This window comes from Runella sp. R0.1_18 (genome assembly GCF_057652155.1).
In genome coordinates, this window is record NZ_JBYFCK010000010.1 from 92,537 (window position 1) to 115,497 (window position 22,961).

The window sequence follows — 22,961 nt, forward strand, 5'->3', positions numbered from 1 at the left end:
CTTGATTAAAGTGAATAATTATAAACTACTGCCTACTTATTCAGTGTCAGAATCCACTCGGCTACTTGTTTGATTTTGTCATCGCCCAAATGCGCTTGGGTAGGCATGGCGGGGCCTTCTCGCTTTTTGCCAGGCTGTTTAATCCAGCCTATCAATCCCGCAATGTTGCCTTTGTAAATTCCTGCGGCTTCTACCATACTTGGCCCAACAAGCTTATCGTTGACCTGATGGCACGCCACGCAGTTCATTTGGAAAATGGCCTCACCTGGGTGAGTGGCGGCGGCGGTTTCGGTCGTTTTGGGCTTGAGCGCCTCCACTTGGGCTTCTTTGACCAGTTTTTCGTACTCGGCCGTTTTTTGGGCTACCAATTTACGGTGCGGGTCAATGACATTGGAGCGGTACAACTGCCTTCCTGAGCCCATAAAGAGTACCACAACCCCCATCGTGAGGGCAATTTTGGTAAAATGACGGCCAAATTGCGCCGCTGGCCCCGTGATTTCTTTCCAAAGCCATACCATAGCCACGATGGCAATCGAAGCCCCCGTAAAGATGACAAGCAGGACGTTCCAACTCAACCCTTGAGACGGAAGCGTAATAAGGACAATCGGTCCTACCAAAAACTGCACCACTGAGCCGTAAAACGTGACAGTATAGAGATTTTTGCGCACGTCGTACCGACTCAACGTGGGGAATTTACCCTCAAAATCGAAGTCCTTGCGGCCAAAATACCAAACCAACAACAAACCCGAAGCGGCCATACAGGCGTTCATAAAATGGAGGTAACGCGGAAATACGTTGGGCAATACCAACGCTGATAAGAAGCCTTCCACGACCGACCATTTGTCGGGAAACATCATGAGGTTGACGTTGGTCAAAAAAATCAGGGGAACGAACAAAAAGATAGCAACCGAGGTAGCTAACATACTGATGTGCAAAAACTTATTGTTGTCGAGCTTATGCCACAAAAACTTGTGGGCGTAGAGCAACAAAAAGGCAATCGTGACCAACGGAATAATCAAAATCCACATCAAACCCGTGAGGGCATTGGCCGTGTAGAAGTACGTGGTATAGAGCGTATTGATGGCCAACAAGGGCGCAATCCCCATCACAACTGCCATGGATTTATTGACCGTAATGGTCTGGGCTACTTCGTAGGCAAGTTTGTCGTAGTCAGGCTTACGAAGACCAAGTAATTGATACATCAACGTCAAAATGGAACCACCAACCATGAAGTTGATAAATAAAATATGAACCAAAAACATGGATACCAATACCACAACCAGCACCCACTCGGGCACGGGTAAGGGGAGGGGAATATCTTTTTGGACGATGGTTTGGGTTTGCAAAAGAATGTTTAAAAACATGATAAAAGTCGTTAGAATGGAAGGTTTATTAACGGATTGCTACGGGACGGCTGGCTTTAGGTTTGTTGAACCCTAGTCCATCTTGTGCCCCCGAAACAGGCTGTGGATTGACCTGCAATTCTTTGATGTAAGCACAGAGTGCATCCAACTCGCGGTCGTTGCCAGGGAAAGGAGGCATAAAATACCGCGCCGAGTGCATGTTTTTGATGTAGCCTTTGAGCTGGGCTGTTTCCCACGGTTTCGTGCCAAACATGTCCGTAAATTTCCCTTTGAGCGGGTTTACAGCTCCGTTGGTGGTGTGACAACGACTGCAAGTAAGAATGAACACATCGCGCCCCGCTTCAAGCATATTGTCGTCGGTGACTTCTTTGGTCGCTACGAAGTTGGCGTGTTTTAGCACCCCATCACGTTGCAAAAGAGGATAGTCTTCCACGCGGAGGCCGTTGGAGTACATGTATTCACCAATGACGTAGGGTTTACGGATAAACTCCCGCAAACGCTCAAAGTGACCCATCAAGCCCACAATGAGCAAAATACTCACCCCTGCCAACCAAGCAGGCGCTGACTGTGGACGGAAATAGGACCAGTTGGCCATGGCGATTACTAACCCAATGGCCACGGCTACAATGACTACAATTTGACTGTACCAGTTTTGAAACTCAAGCGTTCCCATCGCCACGGGTAGGTTGCCCACCAAACTTGTGGGAATAACGTAGTAGTACAACATCGCTCCTGCGGCTGCCAATGGCCCCCAAATCAAGACCCACTTACTGATAGAACGCAGGGCAACTTTCCGAAAATCGAGGTCTTTGCGGGTGTAAATGAGGGTTAAAAACATAGCAATCATCCCGCCCATGGTCATGGCAAGTGGCGTGCGGAAGAACAGTTGAGGCAAATACACAGGGTTGATAAAACCGTAGAGAAACGTACGGTCGTTGTTCCAGTTGCCCGTATCCATCATAAATGACAAAATGGACACGATAATCGCCATCGTAATCCACGAAAAGAAACTCAAAAACAGCCCGTATTTAACGTGTTTGAATTTTTGTACGATGTTGAGTTTCAGTTTTTTCCAAGTGAGGAAATAGAACAAGATGAGGACAACTTCGGTCACAAATACGAGCCATTCGACAAACCACGCACCAAAAAACACGCGAATCAAACTGGCAATGGAGGCAGGGTTGACCAGTGAGGCCGAAAACCAAATACCAACGCCCGTCATAGCACCAATGGTGGTTGTAATCAGAAAGGCCACAAACAGAATCCGATAGGCGAGCGCGTCCCATTTTTCGGCGAGCTCAGGATTGGTTTTTAGGAGTCTAAAACCTTTGATTTCGAGCATGGCCACTACGGGCATAAGTCCTACCGCCAAGGCATGATTGATGACGGCATGAAGGACGGCAATCATGGCAATCAAGGCTCGATTGCCAATAAAATCGAGGTGAAAAATTGGAAAATCCACGAGAATAAAGTGTTTAATGAAACCATAGGGATACAGCGCTTCTTCCCTGCTGAAATACGGCAGAGAGAAACGTTGAAGCGCTACACCGAACGACGGAGCAGCGGATCAAATGGACATTAAACGGTACGCGGAGGGTGCGGGATTTTTTGGTGAAACAATAGCCCTTTTCCCGCCAAATAGGCAAAATCAGCGTTGGAAGTAACGTCTGTTGGCAAGCAGGGGGGCACCTCAATACCAACTTCTTCTACAAAAAGATTAAAAACGTAGAGGTTCAACGACGCTTGTTTTTTCTTGGTGGGTTCTTGCCCAAAATCCAACAGCGACAAGAGCTGTTGCTTGGCGCGTTTGTGGGATTGGCTTACTGTTTGCTCTGATTTGCTGTAGGATTCTTGAAACGTAAGCGGATTGTCAATCGAAAAAACGAGTAGTGCCGTCAGGACACTTTGCATAAACATGACCCCCACTATGGCTACAATCAGCCATCCGCGCAGACGACGAATCTGACGTTGTGTTAGTTGGGCAATATCTATTCGCAAGCCGAACAGCATAAAAGCGTGTGAGAATTTCGTTACAAAAATACAACAATTGAACGGGAATAAAATGTAACAAACGTTACATTTTAGTACATCGAAGTGCTATTATTTTGGTACTGGTCCTGAATGTCATTGTATTCGGCATCTTTTTGTTCTATGAAGAACCAGCCTAATTTTAGGCAGCCAGCAACACCTATTCCTAAAAAAACAAATAAGAAAAGGTAGGTTCGTAATTCGAGTGACGTGGGAGGGATAGTGCGGTGGTAATAAAGTCCTCCAAAAACGATATATAATTGAACCAAAAAGAAAGAGATTGCTAGGAAACTTACAATAGGTGGGAGTTCGCGAAACAGTAGAGTAAACTGCTTAATTTTTTTCTCGGAAGCTGTTTCGTATAAAAAAAGTTGACCGTTTTCGTCGATGTATGAGCTTGATAGCGCCTTCTTCTCGCGGGAAGGCGTGAGTTTTGAAGATTGATACATGAAAATGACTATGTTTTGATGAAAAAAAACAGAGATGTCTTCGCGGCCCTCGCTGGGGCGCAAACACAGAGCCTAGAAATCAAAACATAGCCGATCGGGGTGGCTGAAATATACCAGCTAAATAATGAGAAAAGAAAGGAGGAACGCTATAAATGCTTTTGGTGAAAGAAAGAAGCTTCCAAAAAGGGGCTTCGAGTTGGAGAGATTCAACGGGCGTTGAAATGAACCAAAAAAATATTTTTTCAGTAGTGTTACTCGATGAAGAACGCTTGTCGGTTTCTTTTTCGAGGCTTTTGAGCTGCTTTTCAATGTAACAATTCCCATAGCACATCGGGATATTGTCGCTGGTACAATATTTGGCGGCTATTTCGTCTTGGTTCATTTTTAAAGATACATACACCATCGTACCTCTCATGCTTTGCACAAGAATGAGTAGAGAAAAAACGACGGTGAAGACTCTTTTTAGCATTCTCAAATATAACGTTTCAAAGAAACCGACTTTATGACATTCATCAAAGTATTAAACAAAAAAAAATGATTTTTGTTAGCTTACCAGCCCACATACCCTTCGGGAACGATGTTTTTTAAGCGCAAATATACAATGACTTGACCACGGTGGTGAATAATGTGGTTTTCGACGGCATAGATGAGGCGCCACATCGGAATTTCGCCGTTGGTGAAGCCTGTTTTTTCGTACAGTTTGGCTTCGGGTAGTTCGTTGACGGTTTTTCTGATAAAAGCATACATGGCTTTTACTTCGCTCATTACCTGCTCTTTGTTCATTACTTTGGGTAATTTACGCTCTTTGAGAGGGTTTACCACGCCCGTGCGCCCTGCAATTTGATTGATTGAAAAAATAACGCAATGGCGCCACTGCTCAGCAAAGGTCATCACTGAATCTGTAGCCCTAAATTGGTAAAATTCGGCAGGCATTTGGTCGCAGATTTTTAGGCTGTATTTTTCCGACATGTCAAAGGCATCAATGAGTTCTTTACGAAGTTCGGCCGTACGATTTTGGGCATTGGCCAGCACCGAAGTGCACAGAAAAAATAGTAATAGATAACGTTTCATTGGAAAAAGATATTTAAAACATAAACGTAAAATGGGTACTAACGGTGTTTTTTAACTTCAAATCACCGTCCGAAAGGTGTTGATACAGTGGGGTTTGGTACGTAAACCCCGTCGAAATGCGTTTGTAATAAAGCTCCATACCCACATTGGCCGTGCTCAGTGTGCCGCCCGTAAACGTATTTTTAGCGCCGTTTTTGGTGTCGTATCCAAAGTGCTCCATGTACGCCCCTACGTTGGGCATGACCGTAAGCGACGAGAGGCTGAGGGTACGAAATACCGAAACCGAACCACTGAGGCGGTTGGCAAAACGATATTGATTAGGGTTGGTCGTATTGATTTTGTACGAAATATCCATGTTGGCACCCCATTTTTGGTACCGAACGTTGTAGATGGCATTGGCTACAAAATCGAGACTACCCGTTCCGAGTTGGAAGTTTGCATTGGCAACTTCAGTCCCGTCGTCCACGTACTTAAAGCGGCCCGTGGGTGCCTTTATGCCCCCACCTATCAACAGCGTTTGGTCGATGGTGTGGGTCGTAGAGTCCCAAAACGTATTGACAATGTTGTAATGAAACAAGGCAGATACGTCGCCCAAGCCGCTGATTTTCTGGGGTGTTTCGGTGCGGTAAAGCGTTTGGGTATTCCAGTTGTAGGGAACAAAAACCATTAACTGTGTCCGTTTGAATGGGTAAAAACGAGCCCAGAGTTCGGTCGTTTGAAAGTTTTCTCTGGCGCGAAAAAAGGTACTATTCAGGTGTGATTCGTAATTTTTAACGCGGTAGCGTATCCCCGCAAAACGCAGGTGAGATTGGGGTAAAATGCCAAAAAAAGAGCCGCCGTTTCCACAACCGCAAATATCGCAGGCGTAGCTGGGTAATACATACCCTAAAATAACAAGAAATAGAACAATGCTTTTGGTTTTCATGGCGCAGCAAAACGGGGGTTCTTGAGAAACTCTTGGTCGGTGAGTGTTTTCAGAAAAGCAATGATTTTTTGCTGCTCTTCTTTGGTCATGGCGATGCCGAGGCGACCGTTTTGTTTGAGCAGTGGGTCAAGACTGCCCGTTTCTTTTACGCCATCGGCGTAGTGCTGAAGCACCCCCTCTAAGTTCAGAAAACGTCCGTCGTGCATGTACGGATAGGTTACTTCGATGTTGCGAAGTGTGGGCACTTTGAATTTATTTTTATCCGCAGGGTTTTCGGTAATGCGGTAGCGGCCCAAATCGCCTGTGTATTCGGGGAGCAGGCCGTTGCTGCGGAAACTATGGTCAGTAAAAAGCACACCGCTGTGGCAAGTAGCGCATCCTTTGTCTTTAAAGAGCTGCAAGCCAGCGGTTTCATCGGCGGTAAGTTGGGCTTTTCCTGCCAAAAATTGGTCGTATTTTGAATTGGCCGAAACCAGCGTCAGCATGAACTGAGAGAGGGCTTTTAGAAAACGCTCGGTCGTAATTTCTTCCGAACCGTAGGCTTTTTTGAAGAGCTTGGGGTATTCGTTGGACTTACGGAGTTTTTGTAAAACATTCCCAATTTTTTCATCCATTTCGAGTGGATTTTCAATGGGAGCAATCGAAAATAAGTCCAAATCGAATACACCGCCATCCCAAAAGAAAGAATCTTGCCAGGCCAAATTGACCAGTGGTTGTGCATTTCGAGTTCCTTCTTGGTTGTCGATGCCGTGGCTAAAACCGTGCCCATGGTGGGTAAAAGCATGACTTTGGTTGTGGCATTCGCCGCAAGAAATACTGCCGTCGCGCGAGAGGATGCCGTCGTAAAACAATTGTTTTCCAAGGGCAACGCCATCGCTCGTAATTGGATTTTTGGAAAGATTGTAAGTAGGTTGCGGAAAGCCCGTTGGAACCGAAAAAAGCGTTTCTGGACTTGCATCCCGCCCCAAAATGGAGCAGGACACAAGCCAAACCATGAAACTCAGAAACAAAGCGGCAGTCCGCCAATGTGTCATTTTCATGGGTTACATTTTGTCGTTATGAATATGTTCGACCTTAAACATTTTTGTATAGCCATCAACAATAGGCTTTGAAATGGCAGGGTTCATTACAACGCTGCTTTTGGCAATACTTACGCCTTGGCTGAATGTTTGGAGAACGTCAGTTACCACATGAACGGTTGGAGAAATATCCTTACGAACCTGTGCTACATCACTGCCAAAAGAAGCTGTCACCGTACGAAGATTATTAGCTGTTACTGAAGTGCGTCCGCCAAAACCGCCAATGTGGAATTGGAATTTTTTAGTAGGCGTGGTTGCCACAGAAGAATTTCCTTCCAATTTGAAGAAAATGTAACCTGAGTTCCACGACCAGTACATATTGTCAGTTCCGTACGAAGCGGGGTCAAGCACACCTGTACGCTGAGCTACGTCGGAGATGCTTTTGAGGCTATCAACCCCAATCATATAGCTCATCGAAACATAATCTGCAGCAGGTACGTCAGGTAAGCTGATGGTCAGTGTCTTTGTATCAGCTTGACGAATCAGAAAGTACTTATCAGGAAATTTGACTTCGGTACCATCGGCTTTTTTGAGCGCAATATTGCTCACAAAATAGTTAAGCGTCGTAATCGTAAAATCTTCATTGGCAGCGTTTTTATAGGATTTTGTTTCTAAAACCAATTTTTCGTTACCCACGTAGTTGTCAAATTCGATGCTAAGTGCGTTTTTATCGTTTGGTCCGATTTCTTCTTCTTTGGTACAAGAAACAATCGTAAAAGAAAATGCCAACGCCGTAAGCGCTGAAAATAGGAATGACTTTTTCATTGGAAATTAATGATTTGTTTTGGGAAATGTTGAATGAAAATGAAACGGGAGCATAGATAGCCCCGAATGACACTAGGTCAATAATTCAGCAATTAAGACAAAACAAATGCAGGTGGGCGCAGCAGCAAGGTGACGAATTCGGAGGAAGTAGGGGGGAGGTAGTGCGTAAAAAATAAGCGTTCAGCAAACGTAATCTGAACGGTAAAAAATGTTAAATGAAGTTCATCAAATACCTCTTGGGTGATTTTTTTGAAGGCATCCTGCTGCTTTTGGGCTTCTTCGCGGGCGTGGCCTTCGGCTACTTTGTGGAGCTGTTTGGCTAGGTAGCACTTCCCATCGCAATGCAGCTCAGGTTTGAAGCGGTTTTCGCAAAGGTTTTTGATAATGAACTCTTTACGTAGCTCAAAGTCAAGATATACCAACGGCACTATCAGCATTTTGATGCTAATAAGAGCGAATAAAAAGTAGGTTATTATCCTCTTGCCGTTCATGAATTGATGTTGAAAACGGCACAAAGGTAAAGACAAGATTATTTAAGTTGTATGATAAATGTCACATTAAAAATAAAACACTCGAAAGCTGGGCTGATAAAAAATAATGCAAAAATGGGTTTTGAAGGTGGGGAATGTTAATGTGATTTGAAGTTTTTATTTTTGGTAAACGACTCATCATCAAGGGTTTTTAGAAACATCAACAAATCACCTTTTTCCTGATTACTCAATGTCAAATTACGAAGAGATTTATCAAGAGAAGGAGATACCTTAATGCCCGAAGCGTAGTGATTCAAAACCTCTTCAAGCGTCTTAAAACGTCCGTCGTGCATGTAAGGAGCCGTAAACGCAAGATTACGTAAGGTTGGTGTTTTGTATTTTCCTAAGTCTTCGTCTTTAAATGTAATTCGATACCGCCCTTGCGCTGCCCGTTCGTGTGAGATGTCAGTAAACTCACTATCGAGGCCATTGTTGTGAAAAACATTATCCGTAAACAGATGCTGCGTCCGCTGATGACAAGTGGCACATTTTGCATCAAATACCGCCATTCCACGCTGTTCTGCCTCAGTTAGCTGGGCTGTTTTTTGAATAAATTGGTCGTATTTAGCATTCCCTGAATTGAGCGTTCGCATGTATTGGGCCAATGCTTTTAACACTTTTGGGGTAGTAATGCCTGTCGCTTTTTCGTCGGGGAAAGCAGCGTCAAAAAGTTGGGCATAATTCTCCTTGGCGGCAAGTTCAGTAGGCAATTCCAGCACATTTTGCGCCATTTCATCCAAATGAGTGATAGGACCAATAGACAGTGATTCTAAATTGGTAGCCCCGCCGTCCCAAAACAGACCATTGGTAGCCCAAGCTAAGTTGGTAAGTCCAGGGGTATTACGAAACAAAAGTGCTCCAGATTGGCCTTTGGCGGTGAGCGCTACTCCGTCAGTGAATGCTTTTTCTTGCAAATGGCAGGTGGCACAACTGATCTGATTGTTTCCTGATAAGCTCGTTTCAAAAAATAATTTTCTGCCCAAACGAATTCCATCTACGGTTTGCCGATTGTAAGAGACATCGGGTAGCACGGGGAAGTGAGCAGGAACTTTCATCAATTCTGTTACCCCGTCGTTGATAGTGGGATCAATATCTTCCGTTGGTTGACAAGCTCCCATAACTAATGCCAAGCCCAGTAAAAGTGAGGGGGCGATGTTGAGATAATTGTTGCGAAAGGTGTTGATTACGAAAGACATTTTGACGAAAATTAGGAATAATGAGAAAAAAGCTGGTGGCTTTTTTAGGCCACCAGCGTAAGGAGATTGCTTAGTTAGCTGCTGCCTTCACGAACGAAGTTTTCGCGTTGTCAGCCAACTTCACCATGTCGTCTAATGAACCAGCGTTCAAAAACTTATCGTATTTTGTCAAGTTTGGATCTGCTGCCCAGCCCGCAGGTTTTGTTCCTTTGAACGCAGCAACGTTTAAGCCAGTAAACAAGTTGGCAAGCTCAGAAGACAATGCCAAGTTTGAGACTTGCCCCGCCTTTGAAATAACTGGAGTAGAGAGGGTAAACTCAACGGTGCGGTAGCTGTCGTTTCCGCCAGTTTCTGCCACAAAACGTACGCTTCCTGAGAGTGCATCAGCCCCTTTTGCCAAGAAAATCCCTTTGGTACGAAGGAAAATATAGCTGGTTTGCCACGCCCATGAAGCTACTTGTGCCATTTGGTTAACATCCAATTCGCCCGCGCTCAATGCAAAGTTGTTGTTGTAAGTAGGGTCAACACCAATCGCAAAGCGAACTTTGGTATATTCACCAGCTGGTACATTTCCAACCAAAACTTCCGTACGTTTTTTAGGCGCGGAGAAGTTACGTGTCGAATTGGCTGCCGTTGTTCCGTAGTAGAATAAAGTATCACGGTCTTCAACCAAGTAATAACTATTGGGGATTTTAGTTGCTTCGCCGTTGGCTTTTACAAACTCAACGTTGCTCAACCAATAACGAACTTCGTCGAAACGGAACGTATTTCCAGCTACATCCGTAAAGTTTTTACGGATTTCAAAAGGCTGACCGTTGAAAGTGTGGTTAATGTTCAGCTTTACTACCCCTTTGGTAGCGTCAAAGTCTTGGTTTACAAAGACAGTTTTTTCTACGATTTTCTCAACTTCTTTGGTACAACTTGCCAAAGTGAATGCCAATGCCGCAGAGGCAGCAACTACGAGTGATGAAACTTTTTTCATGGTAATTCTTAAAAATTAAAATAGGTTTTTGTGAAATGATTTTTTTGGCTTTGTGCCTGATTGGATCAAACAAATTGCGCTTCGGGTGGGTCTAAAAAATCATACACATCTTGGAAACTGTAGTTGAAGAAAAGGGCTTGGGGAGGAATAAGTATCAGCCAGCACCAAATAGGCTTAGGAAGCCATTCGTGTTGATTTTCTTGGACGTAAAGAATCGCCTCAGCTAGTTTCAGCAGCAGCGGGATTTGTTTTTCACGCTCGTCGGCTTGATGAAGACGCTTGCATAAATAGCAATGGCCTTGGCAATCGTTTTCGGGGGTGTCTCGTTGTTCGCACAGGGTAGCAGCAATGAAATCTCGATTGATTTCAAACGCCACGACAATCCACAACCGATAGAATGGTTGTAGCAAAATTGCCAAAATGAGCCCTATGGAAATAATTTTTTTCAAACGATGGGGATAGGTTTATGGATTTTTGATATTATCCAATGAAATAGCTTGCTCGATATTGGCCATGATTTCGACGGAATAGGGGTCAAACATCACAACTGAATTTTTAGCAATGCGTAGCTGATTTTTCCCGTTGAATACTTTCAACAAGTCTGTTTTAAAGCCAATCTCAGGAGTGCTCGTTGCCGAAACCACAGCCTTGGTAGAGAGCGAATAGGTCTTTTTTCGGATGTTATTAATGGCACCACTGTATCCGCCAATGTGATACATAAAGTCTTCGCCGTCTTGGTGGTTGCCTTTGAGTAACGATGAAGTCCCCTCAAACATGAAGAAAATATAACCCGTATTCCAGCTCCAGTACATTCCCTGATTTACGCCCGAGAGAAGACCTTTGGGAGGGTTTGTTAAGCCTGCGGCACTACGGGTGCTGTCTATCCCAATGGTAAAAGTGATTTCAGAATACGAACCAAAAGGTACATTGGGGATTTTGATATTTTGGGATTCTTCCGAACCTTCACTGACCAAAAAATAGCTTTCATCTTGCGGAACTGCGTATTCTTTGCCTTCCGTGGTTTTAAGTTTTACATTGCTGATAAAGTAGTTGCACAAATACACTTGGAAATCTTCGTTTGTGACGGGATTGATGTAAGTGAAATTGCGTTTGAGGTCTTGATTCCCAACGATATTGTCAAACTTTAGGAGTAGAGTGCCTGTGGTTGTCGTTGGGCTTGGTGTTGGGTTGGTGGGAGTTGGGGTTTCACCCGACTCTTCGCATGACATAAACACCACGGTGATAAACAGGGTGATTGCAACAATGATGGTTTTTTTCATGGTCTAAAACATAAAAGTGATATGAGTAGTAAGACGGGCACTGGCACGGATTTCGCCGATGGCCAAATGCTGGGCAATGGGGTGTTGATACAAAGCACCTATTGAAAAACGCTTCAGAAAAACATCGACTCCCGCATTAGCCGTAGTAATATGCCCACCCGTTCGTTCCAGTTTTTCTTTTCGATTGTAATCTTTTTCTGCTACTTCAGTATAGAGTCCCAGGCTGGGCATGAGGGTTAGCTTTTCTAACTCTTTGCTATAAAACAAAAGGGTGTTGGCGGTGATACGATTACCAAAACGATAACGGCTGGCATTGATGCCATTGTACCGATAGGTAACGTCGCTATTCCAGCCCCATTCGCCTATGCGCATCGAATAAAGCGCACTGAGCATCCAATCTGTACTGCCTGTACCAGGCTGAAAGTTAGGATTGGCGACGTCGGTAAGCCCTGCAATATCGTATTCATAACGCCCCGTGCGGAGCTTTACGCCTCCACCCAAAAGAAGGCTATGTTGAGTAGTACCGTGGTAAGTGCTGTCCCAAAAGGTGTTGAAAAGGGTGTAGTTGGCCATGAGAGACGCGTCTCCTAAAGCATTGCGACGACGATTTACTCCCGTTTTAACTTCCACTTGATGATTGAAAAAATAAGGCACTGAAGCCAGCACTTGGACTCGCTTGAAAGGATAAAAACGTCCCCATATCTCAGTACTTTGAAATTCCTCCCGCGTTTGGAGCATTGGATTACTCAAATGGGAGTCAAACGAGGCCGTTCGGTAGCGTATCCCAACAAATGAGCGACCTACTTGCGGCATGATACCAAAATACGAACCCGCATTGGCACAGCCACACACCTCGCAGGCGGTAGCCGAGAGGGTGGTGAAAAGCAAAAAACTGCTAACGAAAAGACGAATACTGGAAACGCTCATTGTTCCGAAAATTTAGGGTCCAACAATAGATTACGGTCAGTGAGGGTATGCAAAAAGGCGATGATTTTCATCTTTTCGTCGTGAGAGAGTTTCAAACCCGCCTTACCATCCGTTTTCAAAACATCATCGACAATCCCATTGTCAGTCATCCGTTCTGCGTAGTGGTCGAGTACATCTTCCAGAATCCAAAAACGGCCATCGTGCATATAGGGGCGAGTCACTCCTACATTGCGCAAACTTGGCACTTTGAATTTGAATCGGTCTTTGTCTTGTTTGGTGACTCGGTAGCGACCTTCATCGTAGAAGCGTTTTGTTTCAATTTTTCCATTCACCACGACTTCACGGGTGACATCAATTGCTAATCCATTGTTGCGGTAACTTTGATCGGTAAACAATTCTCCCGCATGGCAACTTTGACATTTTTGTTTAAATAATTCAAAACCAGCGGCTTCATCGGCGGTGAAGGTGGCTCCTTCGTTGCGCATCACTTTGTCATACTTAGAGTTGCTTGAAGTGAGGGTCAGTACAAACTGAGACAACGCGTTCAGAAAACGCTCTTGGGTAATTTCTTTACTGCCGTAAGCTTTCTCAAAGAGAGGCGGATATTTATCTATTTTACGCAGTTTTTCGAGGACGTTACCCATCTTTTCACCCATTTCAATGGGGCTTTCGATGGCAGTAATTGGTACTAAGTCAAGGCTTTGAACGCTGCCATCCCAGAAAAACTCCTTCCGCCACGCCATGTTTTGAACAGACGGCGCATTTCGTTCGCCCAACTGATTATCAATCCCGTGGCTTACGTCGTGCTGGTGGTGGGTAAAGGCGTATTCCTGGCGGTGGCATTCGCCGCAGGAAATAGTGCCATCGCGCGAGAGCCTGCCATCATAAAACAACGAGCGTCCCAAAAGAAAGCCTGCTTCGGTCACAGGTGACTTATCGGCCTCATAAACAGGGGCAGGAAAGTTACTCGGTACGTTAAACAGCTTTTTGTCAGTTGGATTGGTGGGCGCTGGCTCTTCTTCGGTTGAATTGGAAGTACAAGCGGCACAAAACAACAACAGGGAATAAATTACTTTTTTCATCCTCCTCAATCGTAAACAGTTACTCAAAATTTAGTGGCCATTATGGACGTGATCAACAGTGAACATATTCACTGAATTATCGGCCGCCGCGACGCCAGCGCCTGGGCTATGGACAGAATTGGTAGTGACAAAACTGATTTGGGATTTGCCCTCAAAAAGTTTGAGTACATCGGCAAACAAATGGATGGTGGCAGTATTGCTTTTTCGTACTTGCGCTGTGGTAGGGAGCGAAAGCGTTATTGTTCTCAAATTATTAACTGTACGGCCTGTGTAGCCACCATAACCTCCGATGTGAACTTCCACCTTTCTCTCACCGCTGGTTCGTAGGGGAGCAACTGGGGAAAGCCCTTCAAATTTGAGAAAAATATAGCCCGAATTCCACGACCAGTACATGGCGTCGTCGCCATAGGAAGCGACATCCAAAACACCTTTTCGCTGGGCAATATCAGCCGTAGAGCGTAGGCTATCAATTCCGATGGTAAAACTCAACGCAGTATAATCGGCCGCAGGAACGTCTTTGAGCGAAACCAACAACGTTTTGGCGTCTTCTTCACGCGTTAGGAAATACTGTTCTGGGAATTTGACCTCTGTTCCGTCGGCTTTTTTGAGTTTGAGGTTACTTACAAAGTAGTTCAGCTTTGTGACCGTAAATTCCTCGCCGAGTGCGTTTTTATAGGTCTTGTTTTTTAATTCTAAGTCTTGATTCCCTACTCGGTTATCAAACTCTAGGATTAGGTCATTGGTGTCATTGGGGCCGATTTCATCATGATTATGACAAGAAAGTAATGCACTTGTCAAACCCAGTGATACCAGACATGCGAAAACGTACGTCTTTTTCATTGGACAAATGGTTGGAAAATAAGAAAATAAGAAGGGGTTTTGCCGATACGAGAGAGCACCAAATCCTAAACAGTGGCATTTGGGTCAGTGAGGTATCGCAAAGAAAGGACTACACCGTAAAGGTGGGAGGCTGAAACAGCACTGAGCTGAAATCAGAAAGGTAAAAATTGGGACTAAAAACGCTCGTAAAAGAAGTGAGGCGTTTTGGAAAAGCGGGACTAATTAGTTCAGAAGTGGAGTCATCAAAAACTTCTTCGAGTACTTTTTTAATATTTTCTCCTTGTTTTTGAGCTTCGTTGGCGGCGTTATCTTCGGCTACTTTGTGAAGTTGTTTGGCTAAGTAGCATTTGCCATCGCAATGAAGCTGTGGCTTGAAGCGATTTTCGCAAAGGTTTTTGATAATGAACTCTTTACGTAGCTCAAAGTCAAGATATACCAACGGCCCGACCAGCATTTTAAAGCTGATAAGTGTCAACAAAAAGTACGCTATGACTCTTTTACCGTTCATGGTTGGAATAACTAATCAGCCGCAAAGATAGGACGAAATCAATTGCACTCGTAAAATAAATTAAATTTTGTGTGATAAAAGTCACGTAGAAATTGAAAAAAAGTAGCCTATATCCCAATCAAAGCAGTAATTTGGTAGTCGATTTAATCCCACTATTCTATGAAATATAAAAAACGCGCAGCGGTAGGTTTGCTGCTGCTGTTGAGCATGATGAGCTTGGTGGTCTGTGCCCACGGGGTGGACGATAAAACCAAGTCGTTTTTGCTGGCCAACGAAGGCGTTGCTTTTGGCCCTTTTCTTTACATTGGTGCCAAACACATGCTCACAGGCTATGATCACCTGCTTTTTCTGCTGGGCGTGATTTTTTTTCTTTACCGCACCAAAGACATTTTGGTATATGTTAGCTTTTTTACACTCGGCCATAGCTTTACGTTGTTGTTAGGGGTGCTGACCAACATGTCAATCAATGCGCATTTGGTGGATGCCGTCATTGGGTTTTCTGTGGTTTACAAAGGCTTTGACAATTTGGGCGGTTTTCAAACTTTATTTGGCGTTCAGCCCGATACCAAAATAGCGGTATTGGTTTTCGGTTTATTTCATGGTTTTGGGTTGGCAGCCAAGCTTCAAGAGTTTAACATGGGGAAAGATGGGCTTTTGACCAACCTGATTGGTTTCAATTTAGGGGTGGAAATTGGCCAATTTTTAGCCCTTATTTTTGTCCTTCTCCTCTTGCGTATCTGGAGAAATTACGAAAGCTTTCAGCGTTTTGCTACGGTGACAAACACACTCCTCATGGCCGCAGGGTTTGTCTTGATTGCTTATCAGCTTACTGGGTATTTTTTACAATAAACAACCTTAAAAAACATCATTGACATGACTCCCTCTCGTTTGGATACAAAACAACTTGGTACCGCTACCCTCATAGCAGTGCTTATTGGCGCAGTCGTTTTTACGGGGGCGGTATTGCCCGCCGAATACGGTAAAGACCCGCTTGGTACAGGGAAATTGCTCGGACTTACTGGCCTTTATCAATCAGAAGGCCATTCTCATCACCATGTTCATACCGTAGAAACTCAGCCTGCCTATCCAATTTTAACAATGGCCGATGCGGGTTCTGACCCCTCTATTCCGATGCCGAAGGAGGCCAATAATCCAGCGCCTGCAAAACAATACGACGAACGTGAAGATAGCGTGACGGTTCGGGTTCCTGCAGGAAAAGGGATTGAATTTAAGATGAATGTATTGAAATACGGCAAGGTAAAGTACGAGTGGGTTACTGACCACGGCGTGTTGTTTACCGATTTTCACGGGGAAGTCAAAGAAGAACATCCTGACCCGAATAAGGACGAATTTTTTGAAAGCTATACGGAGGCTTATTCCAATAACATCATTGGTACGTTTTGGGCACCTTATGAAGGGCGGCACGGCTGGTATTTTAAAAATAAAAGTGCCAAAGATATTGTGGTTAGCATCCGACTAAAAGGGCAATATACCCTCTAACCCTACCCGTCGGCGCCCGTATAAGGCTACAAATTCAGCTTGAGGGCTTTCGATTACTTTGTTGAGGATAGTTTGTTCGATTTCTCTGCCAATAATTTTATTCATAGTAAGTATAATGAGCTAAAACTAGGTAAAAATAATAAGATTTAGCCAATTATAGTATTATACTGAGCTAAATCTTATCTAAAACACCTAGATATAGCCCAGTATAGCCGAAAAGCCTTCCCAAATTAAATTTGTCCCCCTACACCTTTAAACTTCTCAATAAAGGCAGTGATCTTTTGAAAAATACGCTGTTTTTTGGTCAAATACTGTGGGTTCAGCGGGCTCATCTTGGGCAAAAGAGCGTTCAGTTCAGTCCCGTTTTCAGTAGCATATTCACGTTTCAACGAAGTGGTAATATATCGTTTTGCTTCTTCTACATTCAAGTTTTCTTCTGTAATAAGTTCCGAAGCTTCCACTTTCTGTTTGCCTTGGGCGTAGGCAAAAAAAGCATCGATAATGTTTGCTTTGTCTTGAATGGTGTCGAGCTCTGTTTCATTGATAAAATCAATCACCAAGCTTTCTTTTGCTCTATTACCTATACTAGCGCGGATGACCCTACGAATTTCTTCGACGAGCTCAACTTTATTTTTGGTCTTTTTGTTGTGTTCAAAAATTAACTCAAGAATATAGTCTAAATTGATTTCTTGTGATTTAAGTAGGTCAACTTCAAACACTACATCATCCCAATCTATTTTTGACGCTTCGGATACAGCCCCACTTTTCTCTCGTCTGAGCCAGTCACGAATGTCGTTATAAGTGGAGCGATAATCTTGAACCGTTCTTTCTGCCAATAAGTCCACCGTTTGCATAGCAGCGATGTCATCATCTGTTACAAAATGAGCTTCTTTGAATGCTTCTATCGCTTGAGCATCATTGAGGTCTATACCTTGAAGCGCTTTTAGATGGGTAAATTCATCGTAATTCTGTAGGATGTTTTCTACACGCAAATACTCTCCAAATAGCTTTGAGAACTCTTTTTTATCTTTCTCAGTAACAATTTTATCAGGCTCTGGAAACCGTTCATTCAGTTCGTTGACCACTTCCCTAAAACCTCGGCGGGCTTCTCCTGTGGCAACGTCTGTGAAGCCTTCCAAATACTCTTTGTAACTCTTCTCCAGAACAACGTTTTTGGTGCTGCTATCTCCAAAAAGGGTAATAGCATCAATGGTCGCTTTTTCTAAGTCTCTGAAAGTGATGATATTACCAAAGGTCTTGGTGGCATCATAAATACGGTTCGTTCTCGAAAAAGCTTGCATTAAACCATGATAACGTAGGTTTTTATCAACAAACAGGGTATTAAGGGTGGGGGCATCAAAACCCGTAAGGAACATCCCAACGACAATGATAAGGTCTATATCTTTACTCTTTACCCGTTTGGCAAGGTCGCGATAATAATCTTGAAACCCTTTACTATCAATGCCATAGTTCATTTTAAACATGGTGTTATAGTCATGGATGGCTTTGGTCAAAAACTCTTTGGCGCTGCTATCCATTGCCGAAGGTTCAAAACTTTCATCCACTATTTCGCCTACGGCACTTTGTTCTTCATTGGCGGCAAAAGAAAAAATGGTGGCTATCTTTAAAGGCTTGCTGCTATCTTTTTGTAAGTTGTTTAATTCCTCATAATAACATTTGGCGGCATCAACACTACTTACCGCAAACATGGCATTAAAACCTTTATTACTTCCTTGGTTTCTGTGGGTTTTTATCCTAAAATTCTGTAAAATATAGTTTGATATTTCTTTAATACGCGCAGGATGTAATAAGGCTGTTTTGTTTTCGGCGGCACTTAATTTTTTCTCGTCAATCTCTGTTTCAATCCCTTTGAACATGGGCCGAACATCGTTGTAGTCAACTTTGAATTTCAGTACTTTTTCATCTCGAATGGCATCCGTAATGACATACGCGTGCAATTCTCGCCCAAATACACTGGCGGTAGTTTCTGCTCCAAGGGCATTTTCTGGAAAAATAGGCGTACCTGTAAAGCCAAATTGATAGAATTTCTTGAATTTTTTGTGTAGATTCTTTTGGGCTTCGCCAAATTGTGAACGATGGGCTTCATCAAAAATGAACACGACTTGCTTTTGATAAATAGCTAAATCGCTCTCCGTTTTCATGAGGTTATTGAGCTTCTGAATGGTGGTGACGATGATTTTATTATCGTCTTTCTCAATATTTCTCTTTAAACCTGCGGTGTTCTCCGAGCCATTGACACTATCGGGCGAAAAGCGCTGGTATTCTTTCATCGTTTGAAAGTCCAAATCTTTACGGTCAACGACAAAGAATACTTTATCAATAAAATCAAGTTGTGTAGCTAATCGTGCCGCTTTAAAACTGGTAAGGGTTTTGCCTGAGCCTGTTGTGTGCCAAATGTACCCGCCACTTTCGGCCTTAGACCATTTTTTGGCTTGATACGAACTGGCTATTTTCCACAGGATTCGTTCGGTGGCTGCAATCTGATACGGCCGCATGATGAGTAGCGTATCGCTCGTATCAAAAACCGAATAGGTGAGCAAGACATTTAACAGCGTTTGTTTCTGAAAAAAAGTGGCTGTAAAGTCTTTCAGGTCTTTTATTAACGTATTGTCTGCTTTTGCCCAGTTCATCGTAAAGTCAAAACTGTTTTTGTTTCGCTCTACGGTGTTGGCAAAATAACGGCTGTCTGTGCCGTTGGAAATAACAAAAATTTGTAAGTATTTGAAAAGAGAATTTTTACTGTTGAAGCTCTCTTTTGTATAGCGATGCACTTGATTAAAAGCTTCACGGATAGCGACCCCACGTTTTTTTAGTTCTACTTGTACCAAGGGCAAACCGTTGATTAATATCGTAACATCATACCGATTGGCGTGCGTACCTTTCTGTTCAAATTGGGAGATAATTTGTACTTTATTACGGGCAATATTCTTTTTATCGACTAAATAAATATTTTGGATATGTCCGTCGTCAAACACAAAATCGTAGATATAATTGTCGTGTATTTTTCGTGTTTTTTCGATGAGGTTATCGCTTGGCTTGTCTAAGTATTCCTCTGTAAAACGCCTCCATTCACTATCCAAAAAGCTCATGTTGTTGAGCGTTTGAAGTTGCACCCGCACATTGGCAAACATAGCTTCCATTGTGTTGAGATCCGAGCGGTACTCGTAGCCTTGATTGACTAAATCTTGGATAAACTCTTTCTCCAGCGCCGCCTCAGTTTGATAGGCCACAGGCGCCTCATTTACTTCTGAGTACTTGGTGTAGGTATCAAGGACAATGAAATTGTTTGTTTCTGCGATGGTGTTATAGGTGGTCATAATTGTTAATTAAGTAGCATTAATTCTCTTCATAATAGTAGGAATAATCTATGCCTTTCATGTACATAGCCCTACTGCTAATGTCATCGGTTAAGGCTTCTTTGAGTAGTTTTTTTATTTCGTCACTATTAACAACGCTTTTTACCATCGCAGCATGATAAGCATTTTTAGCTATTTTACTCCAATCGACACATAGATTTAATTTCATTTTTAGCATTAAATCCAGCCAAATTCGGGTACTTCTACCATTACCTTCCATAAAAGGATGTGCAACGTTCATTTCGACATACACATCAGCGATTTCATCAAAGGTATTTTTTGGCATCTTCTCTATTTGTTTTAGAGTTTCGGGTAAAAACTGAGCCATTGCAAATTGAAAACCTCCTTTTGAAATATTTTTATTCCGTATTTGCCCAGCAAAATCATACAACCCTCCAAACAAATAGGCATGAATTTGTTGTAAGCCTTTTATAGTGCCTATTTCTATGCTTTCTAAAAATGAACTTTCAAACAGGGCATAGGCTTTGGTTTTACTTTTTCCATCAATCGTTTCATCGCTGTAGGTAAACCATTCTATAAACCGATTGGCTTTTGTACTGGGAAAAGTTTTACCTAATGCAATAATGCCTTCATAGTCTAACACATCCGTTTTATATTGTTTCCCATCAGCAGCCATTAATTTCAGTTGGGTAGTGGCACTAACCAACTGATGATTTTCCTTTTTGAGTTTGGCTTTTAAATACTTCCAATAGTTGCGGGTTTTATTATAATCGTCTTGGTTGGTAAGCACTGCTACAATATCTAACACCGAAAACCACCATTTGCTGTTGTTTTCATCCCAAATAGCACGTACTTCTCTATCATCAAAAAAACGGATGGAAACTTTGTTCATACTTATTAACCATTAAACGTTAACAACAAATCCCGATAATACTCATACTGCTGCTTCCGTAAGGCAATCTCCTTTGGCAATCCTTCACTGATTGAGTTGGTTAGCGTATCGAATTTGTCGAGAATGGAAACGATAAGTTCTTTTTCTTCACGAGATGGATTTGGTATTTTAATGCTATTTAAATTTTTCTGGTTTAATTTTGGTTGTGCTGCACCTGAGATATATGGCGTTAAGTCAATACTGTTTAAATAATACTCAACAAATCTTCTTTCTGCATAGGTATTAAATTTCAACACATGAGCATGATTATTTACCCAACTTTTTCCACTGATACTGAATGCTATTGGTGTATTTCTCGCTATTAAATTTGCCCCATCTTCTGAAATCAATAAGAAATCACCATCGAAAATATAATCTTTAACGTAATCTACAATACCAGAAGCTCCATAATAAGGAATATTACCTGCCTCTCTTAGCCCACTTGTTACGGGTTTTCGCATTGAGTCCAAATTTTCAGCTAAACTTTCCAACATCTTCCACTCCACGTCTCCCTCTTCAAAGCTTAACAATTGCTCACGATAATACTCATACTGCTTTTTACGAGCTGTTAGCTCCGCCGTAAGCTCTGCTGTAAGCTCCGTAAAGCTGTCGAGAATACGAACGATTTCGGCCTGGGCAGAAAGGGGCGGGAGGGGGATGAGAATCTTTGCCATGTCATTTGCAGAAACATCAATAACCTTTGTCCCTTTTGCATATTTCCTTTTCTGGCTTGCAAACATTTCTGTTTGGGTAAAATATGCGAAATACTTACCTATAATATGTTTTGATGGTTTAAAGATAGTAGCATGCCCACCTGTTACGGCTTGCTCTTTTCCTAGATAAACAACAGCTTTTCCAACATCTTCTAAATTCTCACTGGTATTTGTTATTACAACATCGCCATGATTTACTTTACGCAACTTACTTGCTGTTTCTTTGGATACAAAAGAAATAGTGTTTTCCGTGAAAGTCCCATAATATGTATAAATCTGGCCGTAGTGAATAGCTGGTACACCTGTTTCCGTAAAATCTGTTTTAGGCAACCCATTACCCCTAACTAATTCTCCAACCTCCCCCAAAGTCTTCCACTTTACCTCAACTCCTTCTAATAATGTATCTAAATAGCTCATGCTTTTATTATTGTAATAATTAGTTGTTATAGGCTTTTATTTCATTTACCAACAAGTCTTGCAATTGGTCTTTTGGTAATAAAAGCTGATATTCTGCCACTCCAATGGGTTTATTGATGTCTTGGAGGGCAATTTCTACATCTACATGGTCTTTGTCGGCACAAAGAATAATTCCGATAGAATTATTTTCGGTTTCACCCTTCTCCAATTTATCAAGCAATGACAGGTATAAATTCATTTTGCCTACATACTCGGCTTTAAAACTGCCAATTTTTAATTCAACAGCCACCAAACTTCGCAAACCACGATGAAAAAAAAGCATATCCACAAAATACTCTTTGTTATTGTATTCTAAACGGTATTGGTTGCCAATAAATGTAAAGCCTTTGCCTAATTCCAAAACAAAGTTTTTGATTTTTTCTACCAATCGTTTTTCCAGATCCGTTTCTTTTGCTTTTTCGGTAATGCCCAAAAAGCCAAGATTATAACGGTCTTTAAACACTTCATTGGCATAATCTGCATCAATGGCGGAAAGTGTTTCGTTAAAATTGTGCGATTTAATTTGTGTTTGATGATGGCTGAAACTATCCATTTTGATGGCATTGAGCAACCAATCTCTGCTCCAGCCTTTGGTTATGGCTTCGTTGGCGTAAAAAAGTACCGCTTCGAGCGACTGAACCTTATTGATTAACAACAAATTATGTCCCCACGGCAAAACTGCTACAGCCTGTAGCAGTTTTGGGTCTGCTTGATAGTAACGCTCATAAAACAGTTTCATGTTCCACAAATTGCGGGGCGATAAGCCCATATCGGGAAATTCTTTTTTGAGGTCAACCGATAGTTGATTGACCACGGCACTACCGTAGCCTTCGGCCAATTGTTTTTCAAAAATCAACCTACCAAGATTCCAATAAATAGAGTGTGCGGCACTGTTTACTTGTTTGGCAACAATTATTCTGGTTGTACGAATTTGCTCAACCGCTTGTTTCAAAATACTTTCGTATTCTTCTTTTTGTAGGCTTATTTCTTTACTCAT

24 protein-coding genes are annotated in these 22,961 nt (G+C 42.7%); 2 read left to right on the forward strand and 22 right to left on the reverse strand.

Translation table 11 applies throughout. The features are described from left to right. Positions 1–32 precede the first annotated feature (32 nt). The 18 genes from AC23P2_RS18100 to AC23P2_RS18185 form a co-directional block, all read right to left on the reverse strand. Positions 33–1,364 (reverse strand): c-type cytochrome, encoded by a 1,332-nt coding sequence (locus AC23P2_RS18100; protein WP_487774499.1) that lies wholly within the window; start codon positions 1,362–1,364, stop codon positions 33–35. A 28-nt stretch (positions 1,365–1,392) separates the two neighbouring features. Beyond that, entirely contained in the window at positions 1,393–2,826 is a 1,434-nt protein-coding gene (locus tag AC23P2_RS18105; RefSeq protein ID WP_487774500.1) for a cytochrome c, read from the reverse strand. Positions 2,827–2,942: 116 nt separating this feature from the next. Continuing rightward, positions 2,943–3,374: a hypothetical protein gene (locus tag AC23P2_RS18110; protein ID WP_487774501.1), complete on the reverse strand. Its 432-nt coding sequence runs from the start codon at positions 3,372–3,374 to the stop codon at positions 2,943–2,945. Positions 3,375–3,445: 71 nt separating this feature from the next. After that, positions 3,446–3,841, reverse strand: coding sequence for a hypothetical protein (locus AC23P2_RS18115; RefSeq protein WP_487774502.1), 396 nt, complete (start codon positions 3,839–3,841; stop codon positions 3,446–3,448). Between the two features lie 79 nt (positions 3,842–3,920). After that, a complete protein-coding gene (locus AC23P2_RS18120) occupies positions 3,921–4,310 on the reverse strand; it encodes a hypothetical protein (protein WP_487774503.1) in 390 nt (129 codons plus the stop codon). 80 nt (positions 4,311–4,390) lie between these two features. Beyond that, positions 4,391–4,912, reverse strand: a complete 522-nt coding sequence (locus tag AC23P2_RS18125; RefSeq protein WP_487774504.1) for a DinB family protein — start codon at positions 4,910–4,912, stop codon at positions 4,391–4,393. Between the two features lie 13 nt (positions 4,913–4,925). Continuing rightward, positions 4,926–5,837 carry a hypothetical protein gene (locus AC23P2_RS18130; RefSeq protein ID WP_487774505.1) on the reverse strand — a complete coding sequence of 304 codons (912 nt, stop codon included), beginning with the start codon at positions 5,835–5,837 and terminating at the stop codon, positions 4,926–4,928. After that, on the reverse strand, positions 5,834–6,877 hold the full coding sequence (locus AC23P2_RS18135; protein ID WP_487774506.1) for a cytochrome-c peroxidase: 1,044 nt from the start codon (positions 6,875–6,877) through the stop codon (positions 5,834–5,836). Before AC23P2_RS18135 ends, AC23P2_RS18130 begins: the two co-directional genes overlap by 4 nt. 3 nt (positions 6,878–6,880) lie before the next feature. Next, on the reverse strand, positions 6,881–7,681 hold the full coding sequence (locus AC23P2_RS18140) for an MbnP family protein (RefSeq protein ID WP_487774507.1): 801 nt from the start codon (positions 7,679–7,681) through the stop codon (positions 6,881–6,883). Positions 7,682–7,773: 92 nt separating this feature from the next. Further along, positions 7,774–8,172 (reverse strand): hypothetical protein, encoded by a 399-nt coding sequence (locus AC23P2_RS18145; RefSeq protein ID WP_487774508.1) that lies wholly within the window; start codon positions 8,170–8,172, stop codon positions 7,774–7,776. A 137-nt stretch (positions 8,173–8,309) separates the two neighbouring features. Continuing rightward, complete coding sequence (locus AC23P2_RS18150) at positions 8,310–9,407, reverse strand: cytochrome-c peroxidase (protein ID WP_487774509.1); 1,098 nt, start codon at positions 9,405–9,407, stop codon at positions 8,310–8,312. Between the two features lie 70 nt (positions 9,408–9,477). Beyond that, entirely contained in the window at positions 9,478–10,389 is a 912-nt protein-coding gene (locus AC23P2_RS18155) for an MbnP family protein (protein WP_487774510.1), read from the reverse strand. Positions 10,390–10,454: 65 nt separating this feature from the next. Beyond that, on the reverse strand, positions 10,455–10,838 hold the full coding sequence (locus tag AC23P2_RS18160) for a hypothetical protein (protein WP_487774511.1): 384 nt from the start codon (positions 10,836–10,838) through the stop codon (positions 10,455–10,457). Between the two features lie 15 nt (positions 10,839–10,853). Next, a complete protein-coding gene (locus AC23P2_RS18165) occupies positions 10,854–11,669 on the reverse strand; it encodes an MbnP family protein (protein WP_487774512.1) in 816 nt (271 codons plus the stop codon). A gap of 3 nt (positions 11,670–11,672) precedes the next feature. Beyond that, complete coding sequence (locus AC23P2_RS18170; RefSeq protein WP_487774513.1) at positions 11,673–12,596, reverse strand: hypothetical protein; 924 nt, start codon at positions 12,594–12,596, stop codon at positions 11,673–11,675. Then, the gene (locus AC23P2_RS18175; protein WP_487774514.1) at positions 12,593–13,678 is read right to left on the reverse strand and encodes a cytochrome-c peroxidase; all 1,086 of its coding nucleotides are present in this window, start codon (positions 13,676–13,678) and stop codon (positions 12,593–12,595) included. Before AC23P2_RS18175 ends, AC23P2_RS18170 begins: the two co-directional genes overlap by 4 nt. Positions 13,679–13,708: 30 nt before the next feature. Continuing rightward, entirely contained in the window at positions 13,709–14,518 is an 810-nt protein-coding gene (locus AC23P2_RS18180; RefSeq protein WP_487774515.1) for an MbnP family protein, read from the reverse strand. Between the two features lie 109 nt (positions 14,519–14,627). Continuing rightward, a complete protein-coding gene (locus AC23P2_RS18185; protein WP_487774516.1) occupies positions 14,628–15,026 on the reverse strand; it encodes a hypothetical protein in 399 nt (132 codons plus the stop codon). 159 nt (positions 15,027–15,185) lie between these two features. Between AC23P2_RS18185 and AC23P2_RS18190 the strand changes: the two genes are divergently transcribed. Both AC23P2_RS18190 and AC23P2_RS18195 read left to right on the forward strand, forming a co-directional pair. Then, a complete protein-coding gene (locus AC23P2_RS18190; protein WP_487774517.1) occupies positions 15,186–15,875 on the forward strand; it encodes a HupE/UreJ family protein in 690 nt (229 codons plus the stop codon). 24 nt (positions 15,876–15,899) lie between these two features. Beyond that, entirely contained in the window at positions 15,900–16,526 is a 627-nt protein-coding gene (locus AC23P2_RS18195) for a hypothetical protein (RefSeq protein WP_487774518.1), read from the forward strand. A 230-nt stretch (positions 16,527–16,756) separates the two neighbouring features. Here AC23P2_RS18195 and AC23P2_RS18200 read toward each other — a convergent pair whose 3' ends face one another. The 4 genes from AC23P2_RS18200 to AC23P2_RS18215 are packed head-to-tail and all read right to left on the reverse strand — an operon-like array spanning position 16,757 to position 22,961. Then, positions 16,757–19,864: an HsdR family type I site-specific deoxyribonuclease gene (locus tag AC23P2_RS18200; protein WP_487774519.1), complete on the reverse strand. Its 3,108-nt coding sequence runs from the start codon at positions 19,862–19,864 to the stop codon at positions 16,757–16,759. Positions 19,865–19,883: 19 nt separating this feature from the next. Continuing rightward, complete coding sequence (fic, locus tag AC23P2_RS18205) at positions 19,884–20,756, reverse strand: protein adenylyltransferase Fic (RefSeq protein ID WP_487774520.1); 873 nt, start codon at positions 20,754–20,756, stop codon at positions 19,884–19,886. 5 nt (positions 20,757–20,761) lie between these two features. Beyond that, entirely contained in the window at positions 20,762–21,925 is a 1,164-nt protein-coding gene (locus AC23P2_RS18210; RefSeq protein ID WP_487774521.1) for a restriction endonuclease subunit S, read from the reverse strand. Positions 21,926–21,944: 19 nt separating this feature from the next. Further along, the gene (locus AC23P2_RS18215; RefSeq protein ID WP_487774522.1) at positions 21,945–22,961 is read right to left on the reverse strand and encodes a PDDEXK nuclease domain-containing protein; all 1,017 of its coding nucleotides are present in this window, start codon (positions 22,959–22,961) and stop codon (positions 21,945–21,947) included.